Source organism: Sporosarcina sp. Y1004, from assembly GCF_057669665.1.
In genome coordinates this window covers 26,595-46,593 of record NZ_JBYHFQ010000030.1, presented here as the reverse complement: position 1 = coordinate 46,593, position 19,999 = coordinate 26,595, and the positions used below count along the sequence as shown (strand labels likewise).

Annotated in this window: 19 protein-coding genes, 4 tRNA genes, 3 pseudogenes and 1 riboswitch; of the genes and pseudogenes, 22 read left to right on the top strand and 4 right to left on the bottom strand. The window is 38.6% G+C overall.

What is annotated here, in order from left to right; genetic code table 11:
• Window positions 1–110 precede the first annotated feature (110 nt).
• From AC25Y6_RS16600 to AC25Y6_RS16580, 5 genes are all read left to right on the top strand, one after another.
• Window positions 111–181, top strand: a tRNA-Gly gene (locus AC25Y6_RS16600).
• 6 nt (window positions 182–187) lie between these two features.
• Window positions 188–264: transfer RNA gene (locus AC25Y6_RS16595), tRNA-Ile, on the top strand.
• 1 nt (window position 265) lies between these two features.
• A tRNA-Asn gene (locus tag AC25Y6_RS16590) sits at window positions 266–340 on the top strand.
• A 95-nt stretch (window positions 341–435) separates the two neighbouring features.
• Window positions 436–507, top strand: a tRNA-Glu gene (locus tag AC25Y6_RS16585).
• Window positions 508–1,722: 1,215 nt separating this feature from the next.
• On the top strand, window positions 1,723–2,337 hold the full coding sequence (locus tag AC25Y6_RS16580) for a PH domain-containing protein (protein WP_482106119.1): 615 nt from the start codon (window positions 1,723–1,725) through the stop codon (window positions 2,335–2,337).
• A gap of 277 nt (window positions 2,338–2,614) precedes the next feature.
• Here AC25Y6_RS16580 and AC25Y6_RS16575 read toward each other — a convergent pair whose 3' ends face one another.
• The 3 genes from AC25Y6_RS16575 to AC25Y6_RS16565 all read right to left on the bottom strand — a co-directional run bounded on the left by AC25Y6_RS16575 (window position 2,615) and on the right by AC25Y6_RS16565 (window position 4,411).
• Window positions 2,615–3,160: a cysteine hydrolase family protein gene (locus tag AC25Y6_RS16575; protein WP_488143809.1), complete on the bottom strand. Its 546-nt coding sequence runs from the start codon at window positions 3,158–3,160 to the stop codon at window positions 2,615–2,617.
• Window positions 3,161–3,430: 270 nt separating this feature from the next.
• Window positions 3,431–3,790 carry a MarR family winged helix-turn-helix transcriptional regulator gene (locus AC25Y6_RS16570; RefSeq protein WP_488143808.1) on the bottom strand — a complete coding sequence of 120 codons (360 nt, stop codon included), beginning with the start codon at window positions 3,788–3,790 and terminating at the stop codon, window positions 3,431–3,433.
• A gap of 285 nt (window positions 3,791–4,075) precedes the next feature.
• The gene (locus tag AC25Y6_RS16565; RefSeq protein WP_482100989.1) at window positions 4,076–4,411 is read right to left on the bottom strand and encodes a winged helix-turn-helix transcriptional regulator; all 336 of its coding nucleotides are present in this window, start codon (window positions 4,409–4,411) and stop codon (window positions 4,076–4,078) included.
• Window positions 4,412–4,630: 219 nt separating this feature from the next.
• On the opposite strand from AC25Y6_RS16565, the gene AC25Y6_RS16560 reads away from it, so the two are divergent.
• The 16 genes and pseudogenes from AC25Y6_RS16560 to AC25Y6_RS16485 all read left to right on the top strand — a co-directional run bounded on the left by AC25Y6_RS16560 (window position 4,631) and on the right by AC25Y6_RS16485 (window position 18,123).
• Window positions 4,631–5,497 (top strand): SIR2 family NAD-dependent protein deacylase, encoded by an 867-nt coding sequence (locus tag AC25Y6_RS16560; protein WP_488143807.1) that lies wholly within the window; start codon window positions 4,631–4,633, stop codon window positions 5,495–5,497.
• A 36-nt stretch (window positions 5,498–5,533) separates the two neighbouring features.
• The gene (locus tag AC25Y6_RS16555) at window positions 5,534–6,412 is read left to right on the top strand and encodes an SIR2 family NAD-dependent protein deacylase (RefSeq protein ID WP_488143806.1); all 879 of its coding nucleotides are present in this window, start codon (window positions 5,534–5,536) and stop codon (window positions 6,410–6,412) included.
• An 83-nt stretch (window positions 6,413–6,495) separates the two neighbouring features.
• Window positions 6,496–7,341, top strand: coding sequence for an SIR2 family NAD-dependent protein deacylase (locus AC25Y6_RS16550; protein ID WP_488143805.1), 846 nt, complete (start codon window positions 6,496–6,498; stop codon window positions 7,339–7,341).
• A 36-nt stretch (window positions 7,342–7,377) separates the two neighbouring features.
• Window positions 7,378–7,959, top strand: coding sequence for an HD domain-containing protein (locus AC25Y6_RS16545; protein ID WP_488143804.1), 582 nt, complete (start codon window positions 7,378–7,380; stop codon window positions 7,957–7,959).
• 60 nt (window positions 7,960–8,019) lie between these two features.
• Window positions 8,020–8,447 (top strand): annotated as a pseudogene (locus AC25Y6_RS16540) (nicotinate phosphoribosyltransferase); the annotation flags it as partial.
• A 546-nt stretch (window positions 8,448–8,993) separates the two neighbouring features.
• A riboswitch (SAM riboswitch) is annotated at window positions 8,994–9,106 on the top strand.
• A 156-nt stretch (window positions 9,107–9,262) separates the two neighbouring features.
• Complete coding sequence (locus tag AC25Y6_RS16535) at window positions 9,263–10,252, top strand: aliphatic sulfonate ABC transporter substrate-binding protein (protein WP_488143803.1); 990 nt, start codon at window positions 9,263–9,265, stop codon at window positions 10,250–10,252.
• Between the two features lie 12 nt (window positions 10,253–10,264).
• The gene (locus tag AC25Y6_RS16530; protein WP_488143802.1) at window positions 10,265–11,107 is read left to right on the top strand and encodes an ABC transporter permease; all 843 of its coding nucleotides are present in this window, start codon (window positions 10,265–10,267) and stop codon (window positions 11,105–11,107) included.
• A 14-nt stretch (window positions 11,108–11,121) separates the two neighbouring features.
• Window positions 11,122–11,835, top strand: a complete 714-nt coding sequence (locus tag AC25Y6_RS16525; protein ID WP_488143801.1) for an ABC transporter ATP-binding protein — start codon at window positions 11,122–11,124, stop codon at window positions 11,833–11,835.
• 1 nt (window position 11,836) lies between these two features.
• Window positions 11,837–13,555, top strand: a complete 1,719-nt coding sequence (gene acsA, locus AC25Y6_RS16520; protein WP_488143800.1) for an acetate--CoA ligase — start codon at window positions 11,837–11,839, stop codon at window positions 13,553–13,555.
• Between the two features lie 221 nt (window positions 13,556–13,776).
• On the top strand, window positions 13,777–14,433 hold the full coding sequence (locus tag AC25Y6_RS16515) for a carboxymuconolactone decarboxylase family protein (RefSeq protein WP_488143799.1): 657 nt from the start codon (window positions 13,777–13,779) through the stop codon (window positions 14,431–14,433).
• 256 nt (window positions 14,434–14,689) lie between these two features.
• Window positions 14,690–16,072 carry an LLM class flavin-dependent oxidoreductase gene (locus tag AC25Y6_RS16510; protein WP_488143798.1) on the top strand — a complete coding sequence of 461 codons (1,383 nt, stop codon included), beginning with the start codon at window positions 14,690–14,692 and terminating at the stop codon, window positions 16,070–16,072.
• Between the two features lie 25 nt (window positions 16,073–16,097).
• On the top strand, window positions 16,098–16,229 hold the full coding sequence (locus tag AC25Y6_RS16505) for a hypothetical protein (protein WP_488143797.1): 132 nt from the start codon (window positions 16,098–16,100) through the stop codon (window positions 16,227–16,229).
• Window positions 16,213–16,625, top strand: a pseudogene (locus AC25Y6_RS16500) (aldehyde dehydrogenase family protein); the annotation flags it as partial. The gene AC25Y6_RS16505 and the pseudogene AC25Y6_RS16500, both read left to right, overlap by 17 nt.
• Before the next feature lie 93 nt (window positions 16,626–16,718).
• Window positions 16,719–16,901 carry a hypothetical protein gene (locus AC25Y6_RS16495; RefSeq protein WP_488143796.1) on the top strand — a complete coding sequence of 61 codons (183 nt, stop codon included), beginning with the start codon at window positions 16,719–16,721 and terminating at the stop codon, window positions 16,899–16,901.
• Window positions 16,902–17,169: 268 nt separating this feature from the next.
• Window positions 17,170–17,508: a hypothetical protein gene (locus AC25Y6_RS16490; protein ID WP_488143795.1), complete on the top strand. Its 339-nt coding sequence runs from the start codon at window positions 17,170–17,172 to the stop codon at window positions 17,506–17,508.
• 456 nt (window positions 17,509–17,964) lie between these two features.
• On the top strand, window positions 17,965–18,123 hold the full coding sequence (locus AC25Y6_RS16485; RefSeq protein WP_488143794.1) for a hypothetical protein: 159 nt from the start codon (window positions 17,965–17,967) through the stop codon (window positions 18,121–18,123).
• A gap of 221 nt (window positions 18,124–18,344) precedes the next feature.
• Here the strand turns inward: AC25Y6_RS16485 and AC25Y6_RS16480 are convergent.
• Window positions 18,345–18,880 (bottom strand): annotated as a pseudogene (locus AC25Y6_RS16480) (RNA polymerase factor sigma-54).
• Between the two features lie 335 nt (window positions 18,881–19,215).
• Here AC25Y6_RS16480 and AC25Y6_RS16475 point away from each other — a divergent pair.
• Complete coding sequence (locus tag AC25Y6_RS16475; RefSeq protein ID WP_488143793.1) at window positions 19,216–19,986, top strand: electron transfer flavoprotein subunit beta/FixA family protein; 771 nt, start codon at window positions 19,216–19,218, stop codon at window positions 19,984–19,986.
• Window positions 19,987–19,999 lie beyond the last annotated feature (13 nt).

The window sequence follows — 19,999 nt, the reverse complement described above, 5'->3', positions numbered from 1 at the left end:
ACGCAGGAGATCGCCGGTTCGATCCCGGTCGGGACCGCCATTTTTATTAGTATTATCATAGGGTTTAAGTAAAGCGAGAGCTTACTGTAAACCGAAGCCACCATTATTATGCGAGTGTAGTTTAGTGGTAAAACCTCAGCCTTCCAAGCTGATGATGAGGGTTCGATTCCCTTCACTCGCTTCAAGAGGGCCTATAGCTCAGCTGGTTAGAGCGCACGCCTGATAAGCGTGAGGTCGGTGGTTCGAGTCCACTTAGGCCCACCATTCCGCAGTAGCTCAGTGGTAGAGCAATCGGCTGTTAACCGATCGGTCGTAGGTTCGAGTCCTACCTGCGGAGCCATTTATATGGGGAAGTACTCAAGCGGCTCAAGAGGTGCCCCTGCTAAGGGCATTAATCGCGAAAGCGGTGCGAGGGTTTTCTCCGCCATATTCTTTGGCCCCTTGGTCAAGCGGTTAAGACACCGCCCTTTCACGGCGGTATCACGGGTTCGAATCCCGTAGGGGTCATAATAAAAAGCAGCTTTACTAGTTCATTGAGAACTAGTAAAGCTGCTTTTCGTTTGCTTCGAGAATACTATATAGTCGGTACTAATAATCTAGAACTTGATCGAATAAAACCTTGAACGGCCATACGAATTTTTGTACCGAATCAAAGCTAACATATCCCCAAGTCCCTCAATCGTATGCTCAATTGCTAAATCTGAAGTAAATGGATTGAAATATCCCTCATTATTACATAAATATACTAGGTAAGGTTATCTCATTAAAACAGGACCTAGAAGAAATTATTAAATAAAGAATGTAACCCCACTATGTCATTCTGATTGTTTTGCTATGTGATTCTATTTTTGTTAATAATAATATATATCCAATCGTTTCTTTGTCACCTTTACCACCGGTGAAAGTCGTTACACTTTTGCATATGCAGAAGGAGATTCGGCACAAATGTTCAGCCTTCGTATTCCACATATAAAGGAGAAGTTAGGCAGACGTGTTACACGTCCGAAAATTACTTTGGCATGCCAGAAGAGGTATTTACGCATTTTGCTTGAACTATATTAAAGCCGATTTTTCCTATTCAGGAGATGTCGGTTTTTTTGCATCCAAAAAGGTACTGAAGGGAGATGAAGTTGTAAAATACATTAAGATGCATAATGTTGTCAGTGCAAGAATAATGGGTGACTCAACTCGGAAAAGTAAGTCTTTATAACATTTTTCGGTATGAAAAGTTTATACGCATATTATATACATTGAATAGAAGAAACACTGGTGTATAAGAGTTTAAAGGCTCTAAAAAACGTTCTCCTGGGACATAATTAAATCAGTCACAAACCGTTGATACAATTGGATTTGTGAGAAACTAGGGATTCGGTCAGGGCTTCGGTCACTGGTGCAGAATCCTTTTTTTGTACCCTAACAATTACGTATAATATGTCACGAAATTATCTTCCAATTCAATTGAATGGAGGATTTTTTATTATGACGAAAAAGACAGGATTATTTAGTTAGAGTTGTTACCGTTTGACTGTTATCGAAATCGAGAGTAATGGACAGGCTACACTAAGTTAGATTCGCAAATAATCAATCTTCAATGTTACCAGACAAGGTGAGAGAAGTTCACAGGGAATTACTTATCAGTTTGAATAGAGGTTCTACATTTATCTCATGAAAAGTTATATAATACAGGTGAAAGAATATAAGTAGAGAGAAGGGGCGAGGCATATGTTGAAAAAATTTGCTTCAGATGCGTTGGGCTTGTCGGATATCGGTAAAATCATAGGTCCAGAAGATTATGATAAAACGGATGCGGATGATTATATTCGAAATGAAGAGAATGAAAAGATTTATTTTTTAATCAAGACAAAAATGGATGAATATTGCTTTACGAACATTGCATTTATTCACGTCGATGGAGAGAAAGCTATATCTTCGAAGCGCTTGCTAAAACGCTATTCGTATTCGCAATATCAAATTACCGATGTGTTTTTGGAAACGGCGGGAAAAGTGGATTTGGATGTTGAAATCAAGTTCTCTTTAGGCAATCAATCGTTCAGCATTGACGTTGATAAAAAGCAACTTGCCCAATTGATTGATCTGTACAAAGCATTATCTTATATTTCGGAAAAAGTCCACGACAACAATATCCTGTTAGAGTTAGCGAATGGAAGTCTTGATAAAGCTGTAACAGTGTTGCATAACGCACGACTGTCTGATATCCAGCTAGCCGACCAGTATAAACAATTGACCGAGTTTGGTTTCTCCTGGTTAACGGCTGCCCGTGACCAATACCGAATTAAAGACTTTGGTGATGTGTTTGAGAAATATATTAACAATTAACTTATAAGCTAGCAGTACATTTTATTCTTTAGAAAAGTGTGGGGTCCTTCTAATTTGTAAATCTACACTTTGAAAAGTTTTTGCCTTCAACAGGAAAGGGCCCAAGTTCCAAAACAACCCCGAAAACAGGTAAATTAGATGTGCTAGTAAAGGATACTATTACTGCATAAATCACGCTAAATGAGGAGATTTTTCGCATAGATTGTTTCCAGAAAAAGTAAAAGGCATTTGGGAATAAGCGCATTCCCAAATGCCTTTTACATTAAGATTGTGTTTCTTATTGCAAGAAGTCCTCAGTCGAAGTTACAGCACAATACATACCGTTAAGTGCACCGACAAACGCGTAATGAACCTGTTCAGCTGGAACGCCTTTACCATCATAAGATAAGTCTGTCGTCGCACATGCATCTTCAATAAGTGTCGTCTCAAAGCCTAGATCCACTGCCGCTCTGACTGTCGCATCAATACACATATGCGTCATCATTCCTACAACGACTACCTTGGTTACGCCATTTTCTCTTAATTTGTTTTCCAAATCAGTCTGTAAAAAGCTGTTAGGGAAATGTTTGATGATAATGCTTTCGTTTTCCAAAGGTTGAACAGTTTCATGTATTGCAGCACCGTCCGTATCCGGAAGGAAGAATCCTAAAGCAGGATCAGCTGCGATGTGCTGAACATGAAAAATATTCTCTTTATTGTTCTGCCTAAACCATTCAAGAACTTTAGCAGCATTAGCCGCGGCTTTATCTGGATTAACTAATTCCATCTTTCCATTTGGGAAATAGTCATTTTGAATATCTACAATAATTAGCGCTGTGCTCATTATTTCTCCACCTCATTTAAAGTATTTTGGTCCACTTTAATCATATCTCGTATATTGTTTTTTATCGATAGGTTGGCGAAACACTTTCAGCTCAAAAAATTTCACGGTGAAAGAAATGTATTATGGAATTTGATAACATTGAATTTCAGATCCTACGGTTACTATCCGATAATTCACGTATCCAATCTAGATAATGCAAGTGCAATAGACACTTTCTCTTTTCGAATCATAATTGATTTCCTCTAATTAATTGTCAAACAATTCACGGTCCTATTTGTCGGAGGATGAAATGGATGCATTTACTTTCTTCATCGTTTGTAATACATTTTGCAATTGTTCTAAATCGATGTCAGCGAAGTGCTTCGTCATAAATTCTTTATCTGCTTCTTTACTTAATGTCTGATAAGCGAGACCTTTTTCTGCAAACCCGATGAAGTACTCGCGATGATTATTTGGATTGGCCTCACGTTTGATAAAATTTAGTGCTTCGAGCTTCGATAATACTTGGCTTACAGCACTTTTCGAAATCGCAAATTTCTTGGCGATTTCATTGTACAATAGATAATTTAAATAATATTCACTAAAAACGACAGTCAATTCTTTAAACAATTTTTGATAATTTGTATGCATAATATCCTCCATCTTCTTCAGTTAAGTAAACTGAACATAACTGAAGAAATGTGTCTTATATGTTAACGCATTTTTTGTCAACAGTTTTTTCATTTCACAAAGAACGTTTAGACGGTACATTTGGTTTTATGAATAATATAAGAAGAGCTTGTTATACACCAAAAGACAATGGAAATAATTCGAAGAAAAATGGTTGCAATCATCAAATACGGATGATTGCAACCATTTTTCCTTTGAGTCTTCAGGATCAAATCAACCATGCAATATACCTGAAGTATCTCTCTTTTATATTTCCTTATTATGATCTCCCCATTGGCACATTATCTGGATAATAGGCCAGAGCGTGTGCCCCTTTTCAGTCAGGCTATATTCCACCTTTGGAGGGATTTGTGGATATTCTTCACGATGGACTATACCATCACTTACCATTTCCTTTAGTGTAGAACTGAGCGTTTTATATGTTATTTTACCCATCATACGCTGAAGTTCATTATAACGCACTACACCGTTTTTTGATAAATTGTAAATAATTAGTAGCTTCCATTTGCCGTTAATAATAGAAAGTGTGTAACCGAAAGAGGTCTCTTCATTGTCAGCAACATTCATTTTGGAATTTTTCATTTTACACTATCCTTCTGGATAGTATGCGTCGTAAAAGTGCATACTGTTTTTTAGTTTGTATCCACTATATAATATATTTAGGTTCAAGTAAAGGTGTGCTTTACAACCAAAACAGATATTGCGCATCTGAGACTTTACGATTTGTTGTTGAGCGGGGGGCAATATATGCGTGAATGTTTTCAACTGCAATGTATAAATCTATAGGAGGACAAATATAGTATGTTAACACAACAATATCAAGACCATTTAGTGACACTACTTCAGAAAATCGAAGAAGCTGAGGCGGTTGTGGTTGGTGGCGCTGCTGGGATGTCTGCTCCCGCCGGGTACAACTGGTATCAGACAGATGAAATCTTTCTGAAATATTTTAGTGAATTTGCAGATAAGTATGGGATTGAAAATATTTTTTATGGTTTATATCACCGTTTTGAGACAAGAGAAGAACGCTGGGCTTATATTGCTACTTTAAACAAGTTTGTATATGATGCCGAAGCCGGTAAGCCCTACCTTGATTTATTGCAACTGCTTCAAGATAAAAACTATTTCGTCCTTACAACGAATCAGGACACTCAGTTTTCTAAGGTATTTCCCGGAGAGAAGGTCTCTGCGATTCAAGGAGATTGGCGTTATTATCAATGTAGCAACCGTTGCCACGATCATGTTTATTTCAATAAAAAGCAAGTTGAAGAAATGTACGCAAACATAGAGGGAACTAAAATTCCCACAGAGTTGATTCCTACTTGTCCAGAATGTGGGGAGGATATGGAACCATGGGTACGATCTCGTGTTTTTCTAGAAGGAAGCCTTTTCAGAAGCGAATTAATGAAATTCCAAGCATTCCTTATGAAAAACAAATATAAAAAAATCCTATTCCTGGAATTAGGCGTAGGAACGATGACGCCGATGTTTATTAAAGAGCCCTTTTGGGAGATGACTCATAGTTTTCCGAATGCATACTATATCAGCATCAATCCTAAAGACGCGGTGGTTCCTAGAGAGATTAGCGAAAAAGGACTCGCAATTAACGAAGATATTGCCCGAGTGCTTGAAGATGCCCTGAACGAGAAGGCGAAAGTAGCTCAATAATAGGAAAGCGAAAAATACTAAGGAGGAGAAAAAAATATGTTATCACAACAATATCAAGACAACATAGACACATTATTAAACAAAATCCGAGAAGCTGAGGCAATTGTGGTAGGTGGCGCTGCTGGAATGTCTGAGGCTATTGGACACACTAGTTTTTATCATACTGATGAAAATTTCCTGAAGCATTTTGGAGGATTTGCAGATAAATATGGGATTGAAAACCTTTTTATGGGCTATCATTTCCGTTATCCTACAAGTGAAGAACGGTGGGCTTTTCTTGCGACTGAAATCAAATTATTACATGATGCTGAAGCTGGTCGCCCCTACATTGATTTATTGCAACTACTTCAAGACAAAGACTATTTCATTGTTACAACGAATCAAGACGCACAGTTTTCCAAGACTTTCCCTGAAGAGAAAGTTTCCCCAATTCAAGGGGATTTGCGTTATTTTCAATGTGGCTCCCGTTGCCATGATCAAATTTATTTTAATAAAGAGCAAGTTGAGAACATGTATGCAAACATAGAAGGAACCAGAATTCCAACAGAGTTAATTCCAGTATGTTCAGAATGCGGGCAGGAAATGGAACCATGGGTGCGCTCTTATGTATTTCTGGAAGGAAGCACTTACCAAAGTGAATTAAGAAAATACAATGAGTTTCTTATAAAAAACAAAGATAAAAAAATTCTCTTTCTGGAATTAGGCGTTGGAACAATGACACCAATGTTTATTAAGGAGCCGTTTTGGGATATGACTTATAGTTTTCCGGACGCCTACTACATTACAATTAATCCTAAAGATGCGATCGTTCCTCGAGAGTTAATTGGAAAAGGACTTGCCATTAAAGAAGATATTGCTCATGTCTTACAAGATACTTTGAGCGGGAAGGAAAAAAGAGATTCGGATATTGGATAAGTACTCGGCAATCTGGCTTCTCATTACGCGAATTCATTAAGTAAAATATATTCATCGAAATTTCAGAAATAATGGAGGTTCATATGGGAGAGAACTATCAAGACATTTTAAGCAAAATCAAGAATGCTGACAGCATCGTAATTGGCGCAAGTAACGGCCTCGCCATTTCGGGAGGTACTAATATTTTTTCAGAGGATTCGTCCTTTCTGGAACATTTTGGCGATTTCAGTAATAAATATGGTTTTCGTAGCATCCTACAAGGAGCTTTTTATCCATATTCATCAGAGGAAGAGAAGTGGGCATTTTTTAGCCGTATGTACGCCTACTTTTTAAACAACAAGGAAGCTAGTCCTGTTGTAAAGAACCTTTATGAATTGGTGAAGGATAAAAATTATTTTGTAGTTACCTCAAATACAGATTCTCATTTTACATTGGCAGGATTTCCAAAGGAACGCCTTTTTGAAATAGAGGGCAATTGTCGGTATTTGCAATGTTCTCATGGTCGCCATAATCAAATTTACCCAGGTGACGAAATATTGAATGAAATGGCCCGATACCAAGAAAATGGGGAAGTTCCTTCAAGCCTTATTCCTAAATGTCTAGAATGTGGTGGCCCAATGCAAGTACATGTCGAAGTCGATCGCAATTTTCTAAGAGGTGAGGCATGGCAAGCCAGCTTGCAGGCCTATCAGAATTTTATCGATAATGCTCATGGCAAAAAAATAGTCTTACTGGAATTAGGCGTAGGTGCAAGAAATCAATTGATTAAAGCTCCATTTATGAATTTAGCTAGCTCGGAAGAAAATGCTACTTATATTACCCTGAATAAAGGAACCGAGCTTTATATACCAAATGCAATTGCAGCTAAGTCTATTGGTGTTGACGGCGATATTGCCGAAGTGTTAGAGCAATTAGTTCAGATGAAATAAGCTAATTTGCATTAGTAGAAAACAGAGGGGGAATGAATGTTGTATCTGTCAAATATTCTGGATAAACCTGTCTGCCAGCCCATCAAAGAGCCTTATGAACGATGGTATACATTCATGGAGCAAAACGTAGAGTTTTGGCTGCCGGATAGTGAATGGCATACGAAAACCCATTGCGCCCGCGTACTGTTACTGGCACTCCTCATCGGGCATCAAAAAGGTCTGAGTGAAGAGGAAAAGGAGCTACTAGCGATGGCGGCTGTTTTCCATGATTCCCGTCGCCTTGATGATGGGATTGATAAAGGACATGGTAGTCGTGCAGCAGCGTATTACAAAGAGTATAGTCGTGCGCATGATTTGTCCTATGATGCGAAAACCTACTACATTATCTATTACCATGACCAGGATGATTCACTTAGTTTGTCAGAGATTGCAAAGTCTCCCGATTTAAGTGGACGGGGCGTGCTGCTGTATCAAATTTTCAAGGATGCTGACGCACTGGATCGTTTCCGTCTGGGTACTGATGCTTTGGATGTTAACTATCTTCGGACCGAAGAAGCTCGTCAACTTGTTGACTTTGCAAAAGATCTCTTACAGAAAAGTAATGAAACTAGTGCATAAAAAAGTCTATTTAACGTAAGCAGTTCCGGGCGTACTTTGTAAGGTTAGGTGGTAAGTGTAATGAACAGGTATATTGATGATAGCCTCGCTCTTCACACGGACTTGTACAGAATCAATACGGAAGAAGCTAATTTGGAGGACAATATTAATAGGGAAAAAGCAGTATTTGAATTGTATTTTCGGAAATTGCCGTTTGGAAATGGGTATGTGATTTTTGCTGGATTGGAACGAATCATTGATTATCTTCAAGCATTTCATTTTTCTGAAAGCGATTTGGAGTATTTAAAGGAACTTGGCTATCGAGAAGACTATGTTGACTTTTTGTGAACGGTACGTTTTACAGGAACTGTTCGTTACATGAAAGAAGGGGGAAGTTGTATTTGGCAACGAACCCGTTCTGCGTATCGAATACACCGTTAATCAAAGCGCAACTCATCGAGACGGTCTTGTTGAATATCGTGAACTATCAAACATTGATCGCAACCAAAGTCAAAATTCATACATACGCATATTACGTGAACTATATTAAAACCGATTTTACCTATTCAGGAGATGTCGGCTTTTTGTATTAAAAAAGGTATTGAAGGGAGATGGAAGAGGAGAACGTGTTAACTTTGTTTGATTTACTACCTGCATGGAATCTAACCGGCTATTTTAACCATGTATAAAATGGGTATTCGTATTAATACTTTGGGGCAGCTTGAATAAAAGCACATTGACTTTGACAATAAAGGTCTAAGCAATAACATGCAATATAGTTAAGTCTTCTTCAAACTGGCATGAACTCTTCGAAGGGTCTTCAAAAAAACGTTTTGGAGTAAATGCTATGGTCAGTTTAGGATAGGTTTGGAATAGAAAGGAAATTGAATTATGATGAATGAGAAATTGGAATGTAAACTACTTCAAATAATGTTATAGAATTCACGTAGAAGGAAAAAAATCTAAAAATAGTTGACATTTCATTTGGCTGTATTGTATGATAATTCCCAATGGTTCGGTTGATTGAAAACTCGCACATTTAAAAATGAATATTACTCTTATCGAGAGCGGCGGAGGGAATAGGCCCTATGAAGCCCGGCAACCAACAGGATAACTTTCTGGAAAGGTGCTAAATCCTACTGATTCAATTGAATCGGGAAGATAAGAGGAGGATTTATTGCCCTCTTCTTAATTGAAGGGGGCTTTTTGTATCTCCAGTTTATAAAAGGAGGAAAGTACATAGTATAAAGACTAGTAAACAAATTGGTTAAGTTTCTAGGAACTTGAAAAACAAATATAAAACTTATTTTAGGGGGAAATTGGAATGAAGAAGATTATTACATTTGTTTTGTTAGTTGTAGGCGCGTCGTTTATCATAACGGCTTGTTCAAATACACAAGGGGAAGAGAAGAATAATTTAAAAAAGGTAGTTCTGGATTATGCTTATTACTCACCAACGAGTTTAGCTTTAAAGGAGTTCGGATGGGCAGAAGAAGCATTTGAAAAAGAAGGCATCGAGGTTGAATGGGTTCTTAGCCAAGGAAGCAATAAGGCACTGGAGTTTTTAAATTCAAAAAGCGTAGATTTTGGATCTACTGCGGGAGCAGCAGCATTAATAGCAAAATCGAATGGATCACCAATCGAGTCTGTATATATTTATTCGAAACCAGAATGGACTGCACTTGTAACGACAGAAGATTCACCAATTAAAACAGTTGAAGACTTGAAAGGAAAGAAAGTTGCCGCAACTTTAGGAACGGATCCATATATCTTCCTTCTACGTTCACTTCAAGAAGTAGGTCTTTCATCGAAAGACTTGGAAATTGTGAACTTACAACATGCGGATGGTGCAAATGCTTTGTTAACTGGCCAGGTTCATGCGTGGGCTGGTCTTGATCCACATATGGCTAAAGTTGAAGTTGATTCTGGGGCAAATTTATTCCTACGTGATCATGACAAAAATACGTATGGCACATTGAATGTACGGTCAGAATTTGCAGAACAGAATCCGGAAGTTGTAGAAAAAGTAATTGAGGTATATGAGAAAGCGCGGAAATGGGTTATAGAAAATCCAGATGAAGCAGCTGAAATATTGGCAAAGGAAGCGGATATGAAGTTGGAAGTGGCTAAGAAGGGTATCGAGCGAAATGATTTTTCTGATCCTATTCCTGGCGATAAACAAATTCAGGCACTTGAAGAGGCTGGCGCTGTCCTGAAGTCAGAAAACGTTATTAAAAGTGATGCAAATATCGAAAAAGTAGTGAGCGAATTAACTATTGATCGATTTGCGAAAAAAGTAATCGTAACAAAATAGGGGGCGAAATGTATGACGGTCAACGCTAAAACAAACGAATTTCCGAAAGAGAAAAGTGAAAAGTCAAGTATATTTCGTGCAGACTTAAATAAATTTAGAGGTCTTGCACTCGGATGGATATTACCAATCGTTCTTTTAATCGCATGGGAAGCGACCGCACGTTTTGGCTTGATAGATTCATATGTTTTCCCCGCTCCTACAACTATATTTCAAAAGATTCTAGAAATGGCTGAAGAAGGAACACTTTGGGGGCATATCGGAATTACGTTTCTTCGAGTATTTATTGGTTTTTTTGCTGGGACTTTAGCAGCGCTCGTATTGGGTTCTATCGTAGGCTATTTCAAATGGTTTGAACAGCTTATGGATCCATTAATCCAAGCATTCAGATCAATCCCTTCCCTTGCCTGGGTGCCATTATTCATTTTGTGGATGGGAATAGGAGAATCGTCCAAAGTGGTGTTAATTGCTGTTGGTGTTTTCTTTCCGGTGTATTTGAATATCGTATCCGGCATCCAAGGTGTAGACCGAAAGCTTATTGAAGTAGGAAAGATTTATCACTTTACTTCATTCCAGATTGTGCGCCGTATCATTTTACCAGCTTCTCTACCATCCTTTCTTGTAGGTTTACGCAGTGGCGTCGGTTTAGGTTGGATGTTCGTTGTTGCTGCTGAGTTGATGGGGGCAGGTCAAGGGCTTGGCTACTTACTAGTTGTAGGTCAGAATACGTATTCGCCTGAGCTTATAATGGCAAGTATAATTCTATTTGCAGTACTTGGGAAAGTAACGGACGCTCTATTGAAAGCGTTAGAAGCACGTGCATTGAAATGGCAAGATAATTTGCAAAACCAACAATAAGAGGAGTTGTCAATATGTTGGAAGTGAGACAGGCTTCAAGAACATTCAATAATGGACTAGCTGGATTCAGAAACGTATCCTTTTCTATCCAAGAAGGTGAGACCGTTGGAATTCTAGGAACGAGTGGATGTGGGAAAAGTACGCTTCTCCGGGTACTATCTGGGCTAGATAAGGAATTTGACGGGGAAATAAAAATTGCTGAGGTGGGAAGACAACCGATTGGCATGATATTCCAGGAACCCCGGCTCATGCCATGGCTCACAGTCAAAGAAAACATTTTATTTGGAAACAAAGATGTGAAAAAAATAGAAGTACAAGATTATTTGGATCTTGTCGGGTTAACCGATTTTGGGGATTATTATCCGAAAGATTTATCAGGTGGAATGGCTCAAAGAACTGCAATCGCTCGCGCGTTGATTGGGCAACCGGCTGTTCTACTTCTAGATGAACCTTTTAGTGCGCTTGATGCATTCACAAAAATGCAATTACAAGATTTATTATTAAAAATTCAAAAGAAACGTTTATCAACGATGGTAATTGTTACACATGACATAGACGAAGCACTTTATTTATGTGACCGAATCTTCATTCTTGGCGGACAACCGGGTTATCTGCAAGCTGAATTGACAGTGGAAGTTACAAGACCAAGAGATCGTGGGAGTTCATTTCTTGCGGAGAAAAAATCAGAAATACTTAATTTACTACAAATTGAAAAGGTGGTCGAGTAAAATGGCAAACAGTACAATTATTTATCCGAATGAGGGAAATTATAATATTACGGAAGAATTACCGAAATGGGAAGATTTCTCATGGAAAGAAGTAGAGTCGAATTTTAGCTGGTCCCAAACAGGAAAAGTAAATATGGCATATGAATGTGTAGACCGTCATGTCGAAAAAGGATTTGGTGACCAAATTGCACTTCACTATATTGGAGAAAATGAAGAATACAAACTTACATATAGCGAATTGAAAGAAAGGTCTGATCAGTGGGCGACAGTGTTGAAAAAACACGGTGTGAAAAAAGGAGACTTCGTATTCGTATTTTTACCAAAGCATCCAGATTGTCATATCGCTATGCTTGCCGCAATTAAGCTCGGCGCTGTCGTCGGGCCACTTTTTGAAGCATTTATGGAAGGTGCGGTAAAGGAAAGGATTCATGATTGCGGAGGAACTTTTTTAATCGCATCACCAGAACTTGTGAAACGAGTTCCCCGAGAAGAATTACCGTCTTTAACGACTGTGTTTATTACAGCTGAACCGGAACAATGTACGGGAGATGAGATTTCTTTATTTGAAGAAGGAAGGAAGTTTGAAGTAGAAGAAAACATAATTGAATGGGTAGATCTTGATCATGGACTGAATATCCACTATACAAGCGGTTCGACAGGTAAACCTAAAGGGATTATCCATGCGCATCGAGCAATGATTCAGCAATATATCACGGGTAGATGGGTGCTAGATTTAAAAGAAGAAGATATTTATTGGTGCACGGCTCATCCGGGATGGGTAACAGGGACAGTCTACGGGGTATTCGCTCCATTGCTAAATCGAACGACAACTGTCATTCATGGGGGCAGATTTGGTGCGAAAGAATGGTATGACGTTTTAGAGAGAACTGGTGTAACTGTCTGGTACAGCGCGCCGACAGCCTTTAGAATGTTAATGGCGGAAGGGGATAAACTTACAGCAAACTATGATCTAACAAAAATTCGACATATATTAAGCGTCGGGGAACCACTAAATCCAGAAGTCGTTAGATGGGGAATTCAAACACTTTCAAACCGAATTCACGATACATGGTGGATGACGGAAACTGGTGCTCAGTTAATCGTCAATTTACCTTCTGATGCGATAAAGCCAGGATCAATGGGAAGACCATTTCCAGGAATTGAAGCAGCTATTTTAGGCGATGATGGAGAGATTCTAGAAAATGGATCTGTCGGTCAATTGGCGCTAAAAGCAAACTGGCCCGCTATTATGCGGGAAGTATGGAAGGACCCAGCTAAATACTCAACATATTTCCCTTTCGAAGGGTGGTATTTATCCGGCGATTTGGCAACAATCGACGAGACAGGATATGTTTTTTTCCAAGGAAGAAGTGACGATATGATTAACTCTTCAGGGGAAAGAATCGGACCATTTGAAGTTGAAAGTAAACTGATTGAACATCCTGCAGTTGCCGAAGTGGGTGTTATTGGAAAGCCGGATGCAGTAAGAGGGGAAATTGTGAAGGCATTTATTGTTTTAAACAAAGAGTATCAAGAGAGTGAAGGGTTATTAGAAGAATTACGCTTATTTGTACGTAGCGGACTTGCCGCACATGCAGCCCCGAGGGAGATTGAATTTATCAAAGAATTGCCCAAAACTCCGATTAGTGGAAAAGTACTTCGCCGCGAATTAAAAGCTAGGGAAGCTAAGAAAAGCGCAAGTCTCTTGGTCAACTCGTAAAAATAGATAATCATCTTGATAAAATCGTATAATCCCATATTGACGGTGCAATGCCGATAGTAGAACCACTAGAAGCTGCACAACTACCAAGATCGTTAGGTGACACCGACTTCGCTTTTATCGTAATTTTGCCATCGATCTGGATTGGAATCGTTTTTGAAATTAAAGACGAATGTAGTAAATAGTAAATAATAAATGAAATTAATTAGGGGGAAGCAATTTTGAGTAGAGAAGAATTGTATAGAAAATCATATTTTAACCGTCTTGGAGAATTAAGTGATCTTGTACCAGATACTTTCAAAGCTTTTGCACAGTTCGACAAACTTGCACTATCAGAGGGAAAGCTAACGAAAAAGTTAAAAGAATTAATTGCCATTGCTGTAGCCCATACAACTGGTTGCCCATATTGTATTGAGGTTCATGTGAAAGCAGCAAAATCAGAAGATGTTTCCAAAGAAGAAATGTCTGAAGCCATCATGGTCGCAACAGCCTTAAAGGCAGGCTCTGCTCTTGCACATGGAGTGAATGCATTAAATGCATACGATCAAAATGAAGACGATGAATTATATAAAGCATCTTATTTTAATAGATTAAAAGAATTCTCAAAGCTAAATGGAGATGTTTTTAAGTCATTTTTAGATTTTGATACAAAAACAATGAAAGAAAGTATATTAAGTGTAAAAGAGAAAGAATTGATAGCTGTTGCTGTTGCGCATACTACGGGATGCCCGTACTGTATTGATATTCATACGAAGGGTGCAAAGGGTGCAGACGCAACTATGGAAGAAATAGCAGAATCAATTATGGTTGCAACTGCATTAAAAGCGGGTTCAGCCTTGGCACACAGTGTGAATGCATTAAATGCATTTGAGTCATGAATATAGATTTAAAATCAATTTCAACGTAAACAGAGGAGTTTATAATGCAATCGATGCCTGGGTTTACGATTATGTGCTAATGGTAATTGATAGAATAAATCATATAAACCGATTTCTAGCGAATTCAAGCGAGACAAAAAATGAATTAGTAAGCCTACTAGACAACTAGCGGCTCTCGATTTAAGAATTTTATTCTTAAAAGAGAGCTTTTATTTTGGTCTACATTCGGTCTAATATCACTTAGGAGGAATACGAAATGACAAAAAAACGAATTCTATTAAACGCTTTTGAAATGAACTGCCCGAGCCATCAATCGCCTGGATTATGGTCGCATCCGGATAGTGAGGCTCATCGATATACAGACATCGACTATTGGATAGAGCTTGCGAAACTATTGGAAGCTGCACAATTTGACTCAATCTTTTTAGCAGACGTATTAGGCCCTTACGATGTGTACGAAGGAACAAGGAATGCTTCCCTACGCCAAGCAGTGCAATCACCTGTCAATGATCCACTCTTGGTTGTGCCAGCAATGGCTGCGGTGACAAAAAATCTTGGATTTGGCGTGACGGCTTCCGTTACACATGAACATCCTTACACATTTGCACGCCGTATGTCGACATTAGACCATTTGACAAAAGGAAGGGTTGGTTGGAATATTGTCACTTCTTATTTGAAGAGTGCTGCTTTAAACATGGGGCTTGATAAACAGATCAATCATAGTGAGCGGTATGACATTGCCGAAGAATATTTGGAGGTCTGTTATAAATTATGGGAACAGAGCTGGGAAGAGGATGCTGTTGTTAGAGACCCGAAACGTAAAGTGTATATTGATCCGGAAAAAGTGCATGACATCAACCATCAAGGGAAGCACTTTTCTGTTCCAGGTGCACACCTTTGTGAACCGTCTCCGCAGCGTACACCAGTCATTTTTCAAGCGGGCTTATCGCCAAGAGGAGCTGCTTTTGCGGCTGAACACGCGGAAGGTATTTATATTTCCATGCCGACAGCTGACATTGCCAAAAAATACGTAAAAAAAATACGTAGCCAAGCCGAGACATTTGGCAGAAAAAGAGATGAAATAAAAATCTTCAGCCTGTTCATGCCGATTGTCGGACGGACGCAAGCAGAAGCGGAAGAAAAATACAACGATTACAAGAAATATATAAGCCATGAGGGTGCATTGAGCCTGTTCAGCGGCTGGACCGGTATTGATTTGTCAGAATATGATTTGGATGAAGACTTGCAATTTGTCGAAAATGACTCTATACGTTCAAGGGTTGAAATCTTCACGAAGGTGGATCCGGATAAAAAGTGGTCAATCAAAGAAATCGCGGAATTTGTAGGAATTGGAGGAATCGGTCCTGTTGTAGTCGGGACACCTGAAAGAATAGCAGACGAAATGGAACGCTGGGTAAATGAGGCGGATGTGGATGGTTTCAACATTACGTATGCGGTCAAACCTGGATCATTCAAAGACTTTGCCGAACTGGTCGTGCCTGTTTTGCAAGAAAGAGGACTTGTACGGAAGCAGTCTGAAGCGACGACTATGCGGGCGAATCTTTTCGAAGCCGGTGACCAGCTCCCAGAACATCACGCTGGGAAACGCTTTTCAAGTAAGATACCGGTTGATCAATGAATAAATGTTGAGGGTGTGGAATTGAATGAAAAAAATATGGATTAGTCTTTTTGCTGTGGTTGGAATACTTAGTCTAGTTGCTTGCAGTTCGGAAAGCGCCGGCGGAGAATTAAATGAAATCAAAATCGGGGCAAAAGCGGGGTCAAATACCATTTAACTTTCCGATGATGGTTCCTGCTTGGGTGTTCCCACTTGCGATTGCGTGTGGAAATACACTTATCCTAAAACCTTCTGAGTGTACCAATTATTGCAGCTCGTATTGTAGAATTATTTATGGAAGCAGGTCTGCCAAAAGGTGTATTAAATAATGGAGCACATGATATTGGAATTCTAGAACATAAACAAAATAAAGCAGTTTCATACGTTGGATCACCCGTTGCTGAATATGAGGAGCTAAAAATCATTCCATTGTTTTGGAGAAGTTTTCGCTCCTGTCCTTTCTATTGTTCGTGTTAAGGATTTAGCAGAAGGAATCGGTGTTGCCAATGCTTCACCTTTTGCAAATGGTGCTTGTTTGTATACGGACAGTGCTTCAGATATTCGTCAGTTCCGTGTCATGCTGGGTTTCAAAATCTTTTTTCATTTTTGATTATATTCTATAACATTTATTATGGGAGCAACATCTTAGGTCGAAGGGGTGATTAATATGGCTGAAATAATATCATTCAAAACTAGACAGCAATTAGAAACAGAAAAGGCCGTTAAAGTAATACGTGAGTGGGAAGAAGCAGATTGGCACAATGTAGTAGATAGAGAAAAGAAGGAAGAACAGAGTTTGCAGCCAGATGAAATTGAATGGTTGAATGAATGGGTGAAGAAAAATGATTAACATTGAAGTTAAGTAGATGAACAAATTAAGCGATTAGACGGAAATGAGTTTCTCATTGCAGAGATAGCTGAGAATCGGCTCAATGATGTGTTGAAGTACTTTAAGAACCAGAAAGAAGTAATAGAAAACCATGTTAGTTAACAATAAAATAGAAATCGGCTGATTAGAAAACTAAAGGCCCTCATCTTATTAACAACTAAGGTGGGGGCCTACTCTGTTTATGCAAAACTATCTTGGTAATATGGATTTTGAAAGGAGGTGATTTATTATGCAGACGCAAGACATTATGGCTAAAGAGGCTTATTTGAAATCAATTAATAAAATTCCCTGGGCAAGGAGTGAATCACTAAACCTTCCCGATTTACAATTTTTTAAATGGTGCGATCGACAATTCGGTGTGAATAGGGGTGTTTTTAATACTATTGATAACTGGTTTTATGAGAATGGGATTGTCAATGTGTATTACCGCCGAATTCTCTTGTTGGAATTCCTGGAGTTCTCTGTAGAGGATGGAATAAGGCAAGGTGAATCAAAATTTATTAAATTCGGACATGGTGGACTGACAACAAAACTAAATGAGTTTACGGGAATAAGAAAGCCAACATAATAAAATACTTACTTATACGAAAGCGTTAACCAACAACCAACGATTTTAGTAGAATATGAAATTACCCTTACTTACTGCGTTTGAAATTTAAATTAACATATTGAGAACATTAATTGGCACTGTCTTCGGGCGGTGCTTTTTGTTTGGGGTGGGAATTTCCCCCCCATGGAAATCATGAAGTTTAGGGACTGATCTAATATGCATAAATTTTTAAAAATGGTAATATTGTTATGATAAGGGGATTAACTATTCAAGCGCCTTTTGATTGGTAGCTACCAACTAATGAGATCAAACGCTTACCTATTGCTACCGTTGGAAGAAGTAATAGAAATATAAGAAATGAAAATAATGTGTGATATCAAGATTACCCAGACTAGAATTGTCTGGTTTTTTTGATATTTCTAATTGAAACGATTACTATAGAAGGAGCACATCAGATTCGAAGAGGTGGCGAACATGGCGGTAATAATACCATTTAAAACTAAAAAACAATTAGAAACAGAAAAGAGAGTTAAAGTTATGGGTGAGTGGGAAACCCGCTTAGAATGGGAAGATTCGAATTGGCACCATGTAATAGAAAGAGAAACAGAAGAGAGTGAGATTGAAATGGGGTAATGCGGATGATTTACTATTTGAGTCAAAGAGGACTGGCCGAAATAGCATGATTGCGGAAAATGGTAATGAGATTGCAAACTCTAGCAGTGGGATAGTTGAAATCCTTATTAAATAATGGTTTGGTCACTTTTCAGTAGAAAAAGCAAATTAGTTTGAAATAAGAGGAGGAATGGAGATGATTTAACATCTCCATTCCTCCTCTATTTTCATTCGTGGGAGGTTCATACTTGAATGTCCTTGCGTTTACTTGAAGGAGGGGTTCGTAGTTCCTCCCTGTATTTGCTGATTGTCCGTCTGGAGATTGTAACTCCCTGTTCAGCATTAAAGTATTCCGCTATTTTTTGATCGGAATACGGTTTGAATTTGTTTTCTTGTGCAATGAAACTTTCCAGAAGTGTTTTCATTTTCGTTTGGGAAATGGTATTTCCATCTGCCGTTTCTAGCTTTGAAGTGAATAGCAATCGCAAATGGAGCCGAATGGTGTCTGGATCACTTTGTTTGTCGTTGCCCGGCTGACAGTCGATTCATGCATTTCAATTTCATCGGCGACCTCTTTGAGGGTGAGAGGTTTCAATGAACGGAACCCGTTTTTGAAAAAATCCTCCTGTCTTTCCAAAAGGACATGCACAATATTAATGATCGTATTTCTGCGCTGTTCAATGCTGCTGAGAAGCCATTGATAATTTTTATATTGCGTATTAATATATTTTGATAGGTCATTTTTCACGTGAAGATACTGTGAGCAGTCTTTATTCATATGAATCGCAGGTAAAAACCCGTCATTCAAATGGAAAGTGAATTCATAATCCTTCCACTCGACGAAAAAAGGACAAAAATGATGGTTACAGGTTACAGGTAGACCCTTACTTTTGCAAAAATGATTCACAATATTGCGAAAAATTATCATTTTTGCGAGATAATATGAACTTCATTCTTTATTTATAAAGGCTAATAGTTGGCACGAAACTTGCAATTATAATAAATGAGGGATGATAGTTTCCTTTCAATCTCTCAATGTCTAAAACAATAGGATGGTAAAACTTTAAATCTTATCCAGATGATTGATAAAAAAACAGCAGAGGAGAGAGACAAATGAACATTTACGTGATTATGAAGCGTACCTTTGATACGGAAGAAAGGATTGCCATTGAAAACAGTAATATTAAGAGCGATGGGGTGGAATTTATCATTAATCCTTATGACGAGTACGCCATCGAGGAAGGCATTGCTCTTAAGGAGAAACATGGCGGTGAAGTGACGGTTGTAACCTTTGGAGAACAGGAAGCAGACAAAGAGCTTCGTACCGCTCTTGCCATGGGTGCTGATAAAGCGGTGTTGATTGATAGTGAAGATTTTGAGGAGATCGATCAATATACAACGGCATCGATTCTAGCAACCTATTTAAAAGATAAAAATCCAGATATTATTCTCGCAGGTAATGTAGCGGTCGATGGAGGTTCAGGTCAAGTAGGGCCACGTGTAGCTGAATTACTAGGCATTCCTCAAGTTACGGCGATTACAAGCCTAACGATTGAAGACGGAAAAGCGACCCTTATTCATGATGTGGAAGGGGACGAAGAAACGCTTGAAGTACCTCTACCAGTTCTTGTGACGACTCAACAAGGGTTGAATGAACCGCGTTATCCATCCCTACCAGGGATTATGAAAGCAAAGAAGAAACCGTTAACTATTCTTGAGTTAGATGATTTAGATGTAGAAGAAGAGGATGTAGAAGCTAAAACCAAAAAGGTCGAGGTCTTCTTGACACCAAAGAAACAACAAGGAAAAGTGTTAGCGGGTGAATTAAATCAACAAGTCCAAGAGTTAGTATCCTTATTAAAATCTGAAGCAAAAGTTATTTAATGGAGGCGATAAA

Bases quoted from the DNA above. Each gene is read 5' to 3' on its own strand.
- AC25Y6_RS16545 (WP_488143804.1), top strand. From the start codon at position 7,378: ATGTTGTATCTGTCAAATATTCTGGATAAACCTGTCTGCCAGCCCATC.
- AC25Y6_RS16575 (WP_488143809.1), bottom strand. From the start codon at position 3,160: ATGAGCACAGCGCTAATTATTGTAGATATTCAAAATGACTATTTCCCA.
- AC25Y6_RS16555 (WP_488143806.1), top strand. From the start codon at position 5,534: ATGTTATCACAACAATATCAAGACAACATAGACACATTATTAAACAAA.
- AC25Y6_RS16495 (WP_488143796.1), top strand. From the start codon at position 16,719: ATGGCTGAAATAATATCATTCAAAACTAGACAGCAATTAGAAACAGAA.
- AC25Y6_RS16485 (WP_488143794.1), top strand. From the start codon at position 17,965: ATGGCGGTAATAATACCATTTAAAACTAAAAAACAATTAGAAACAGAA.
- acsA (WP_488143800.1), top strand. From the start codon at position 11,837: ATGGCAAACAGTACAATTATTTATCCGAATGAGGGAAATTATAATATT.
- AC25Y6_RS16570 (WP_488143808.1), bottom strand. From the start codon at position 3,790: ATGCATACAAATTATCAAAAATTGTTTAAAGAATTGACTGTCGTTTTT.
- AC25Y6_RS16560 (WP_488143807.1), top strand. From the start codon at position 4,631: ATGTTAACACAACAATATCAAGACCATTTAGTGACACTACTTCAGAAA.
- AC25Y6_RS16535 (WP_488143803.1), top strand. From the start codon at position 9,263: ATGAAGAAGATTATTACATTTGTTTTGTTAGTTGTAGGCGCGTCGTTT.
- AC25Y6_RS16530 (WP_488143802.1), top strand. From the start codon at position 10,265: ATGACGGTCAACGCTAAAACAAACGAATTTCCGAAAGAGAAAAGTGAA.
- AC25Y6_RS16550 (WP_488143805.1), top strand. From the start codon at position 6,496: ATGGGAGAGAACTATCAAGACATTTTAAGCAAAATCAAGAATGCTGAC.
- AC25Y6_RS16565 (WP_482100989.1), bottom strand. From the start codon at position 4,411: ATGAAAAATTCCAAAATGAATGTTGCTGACAATGAAGAGACCTCTTTC.
- AC25Y6_RS16510 (WP_488143798.1), top strand. From the start codon at position 14,690: ATGACAAAAAAACGAATTCTATTAAACGCTTTTGAAATGAACTGCCCG.
- AC25Y6_RS16505 (WP_488143797.1), top strand. From the start codon at position 16,098: ATGAAAAAAATATGGATTAGTCTTTTTGCTGTGGTTGGAATACTTAGT.
- AC25Y6_RS16475 (WP_488143793.1), top strand. From the start codon at position 19,216: ATGAACATTTACGTGATTATGAAGCGTACCTTTGATACGGAAGAAAGG.
- AC25Y6_RS16580 (WP_482106119.1), top strand. From the start codon at position 1,723: ATGTTGAAAAAATTTGCTTCAGATGCGTTGGGCTTGTCGGATATCGGT.
- AC25Y6_RS16525 (WP_488143801.1), top strand. From the start codon at position 11,122: ATGTTGGAAGTGAGACAGGCTTCAAGAACATTCAATAATGGACTAGCT.
- AC25Y6_RS16490 (WP_488143795.1), top strand. From the start codon at position 17,170: ATGCAGACGCAAGACATTATGGCTAAAGAGGCTTATTTGAAATCAATT.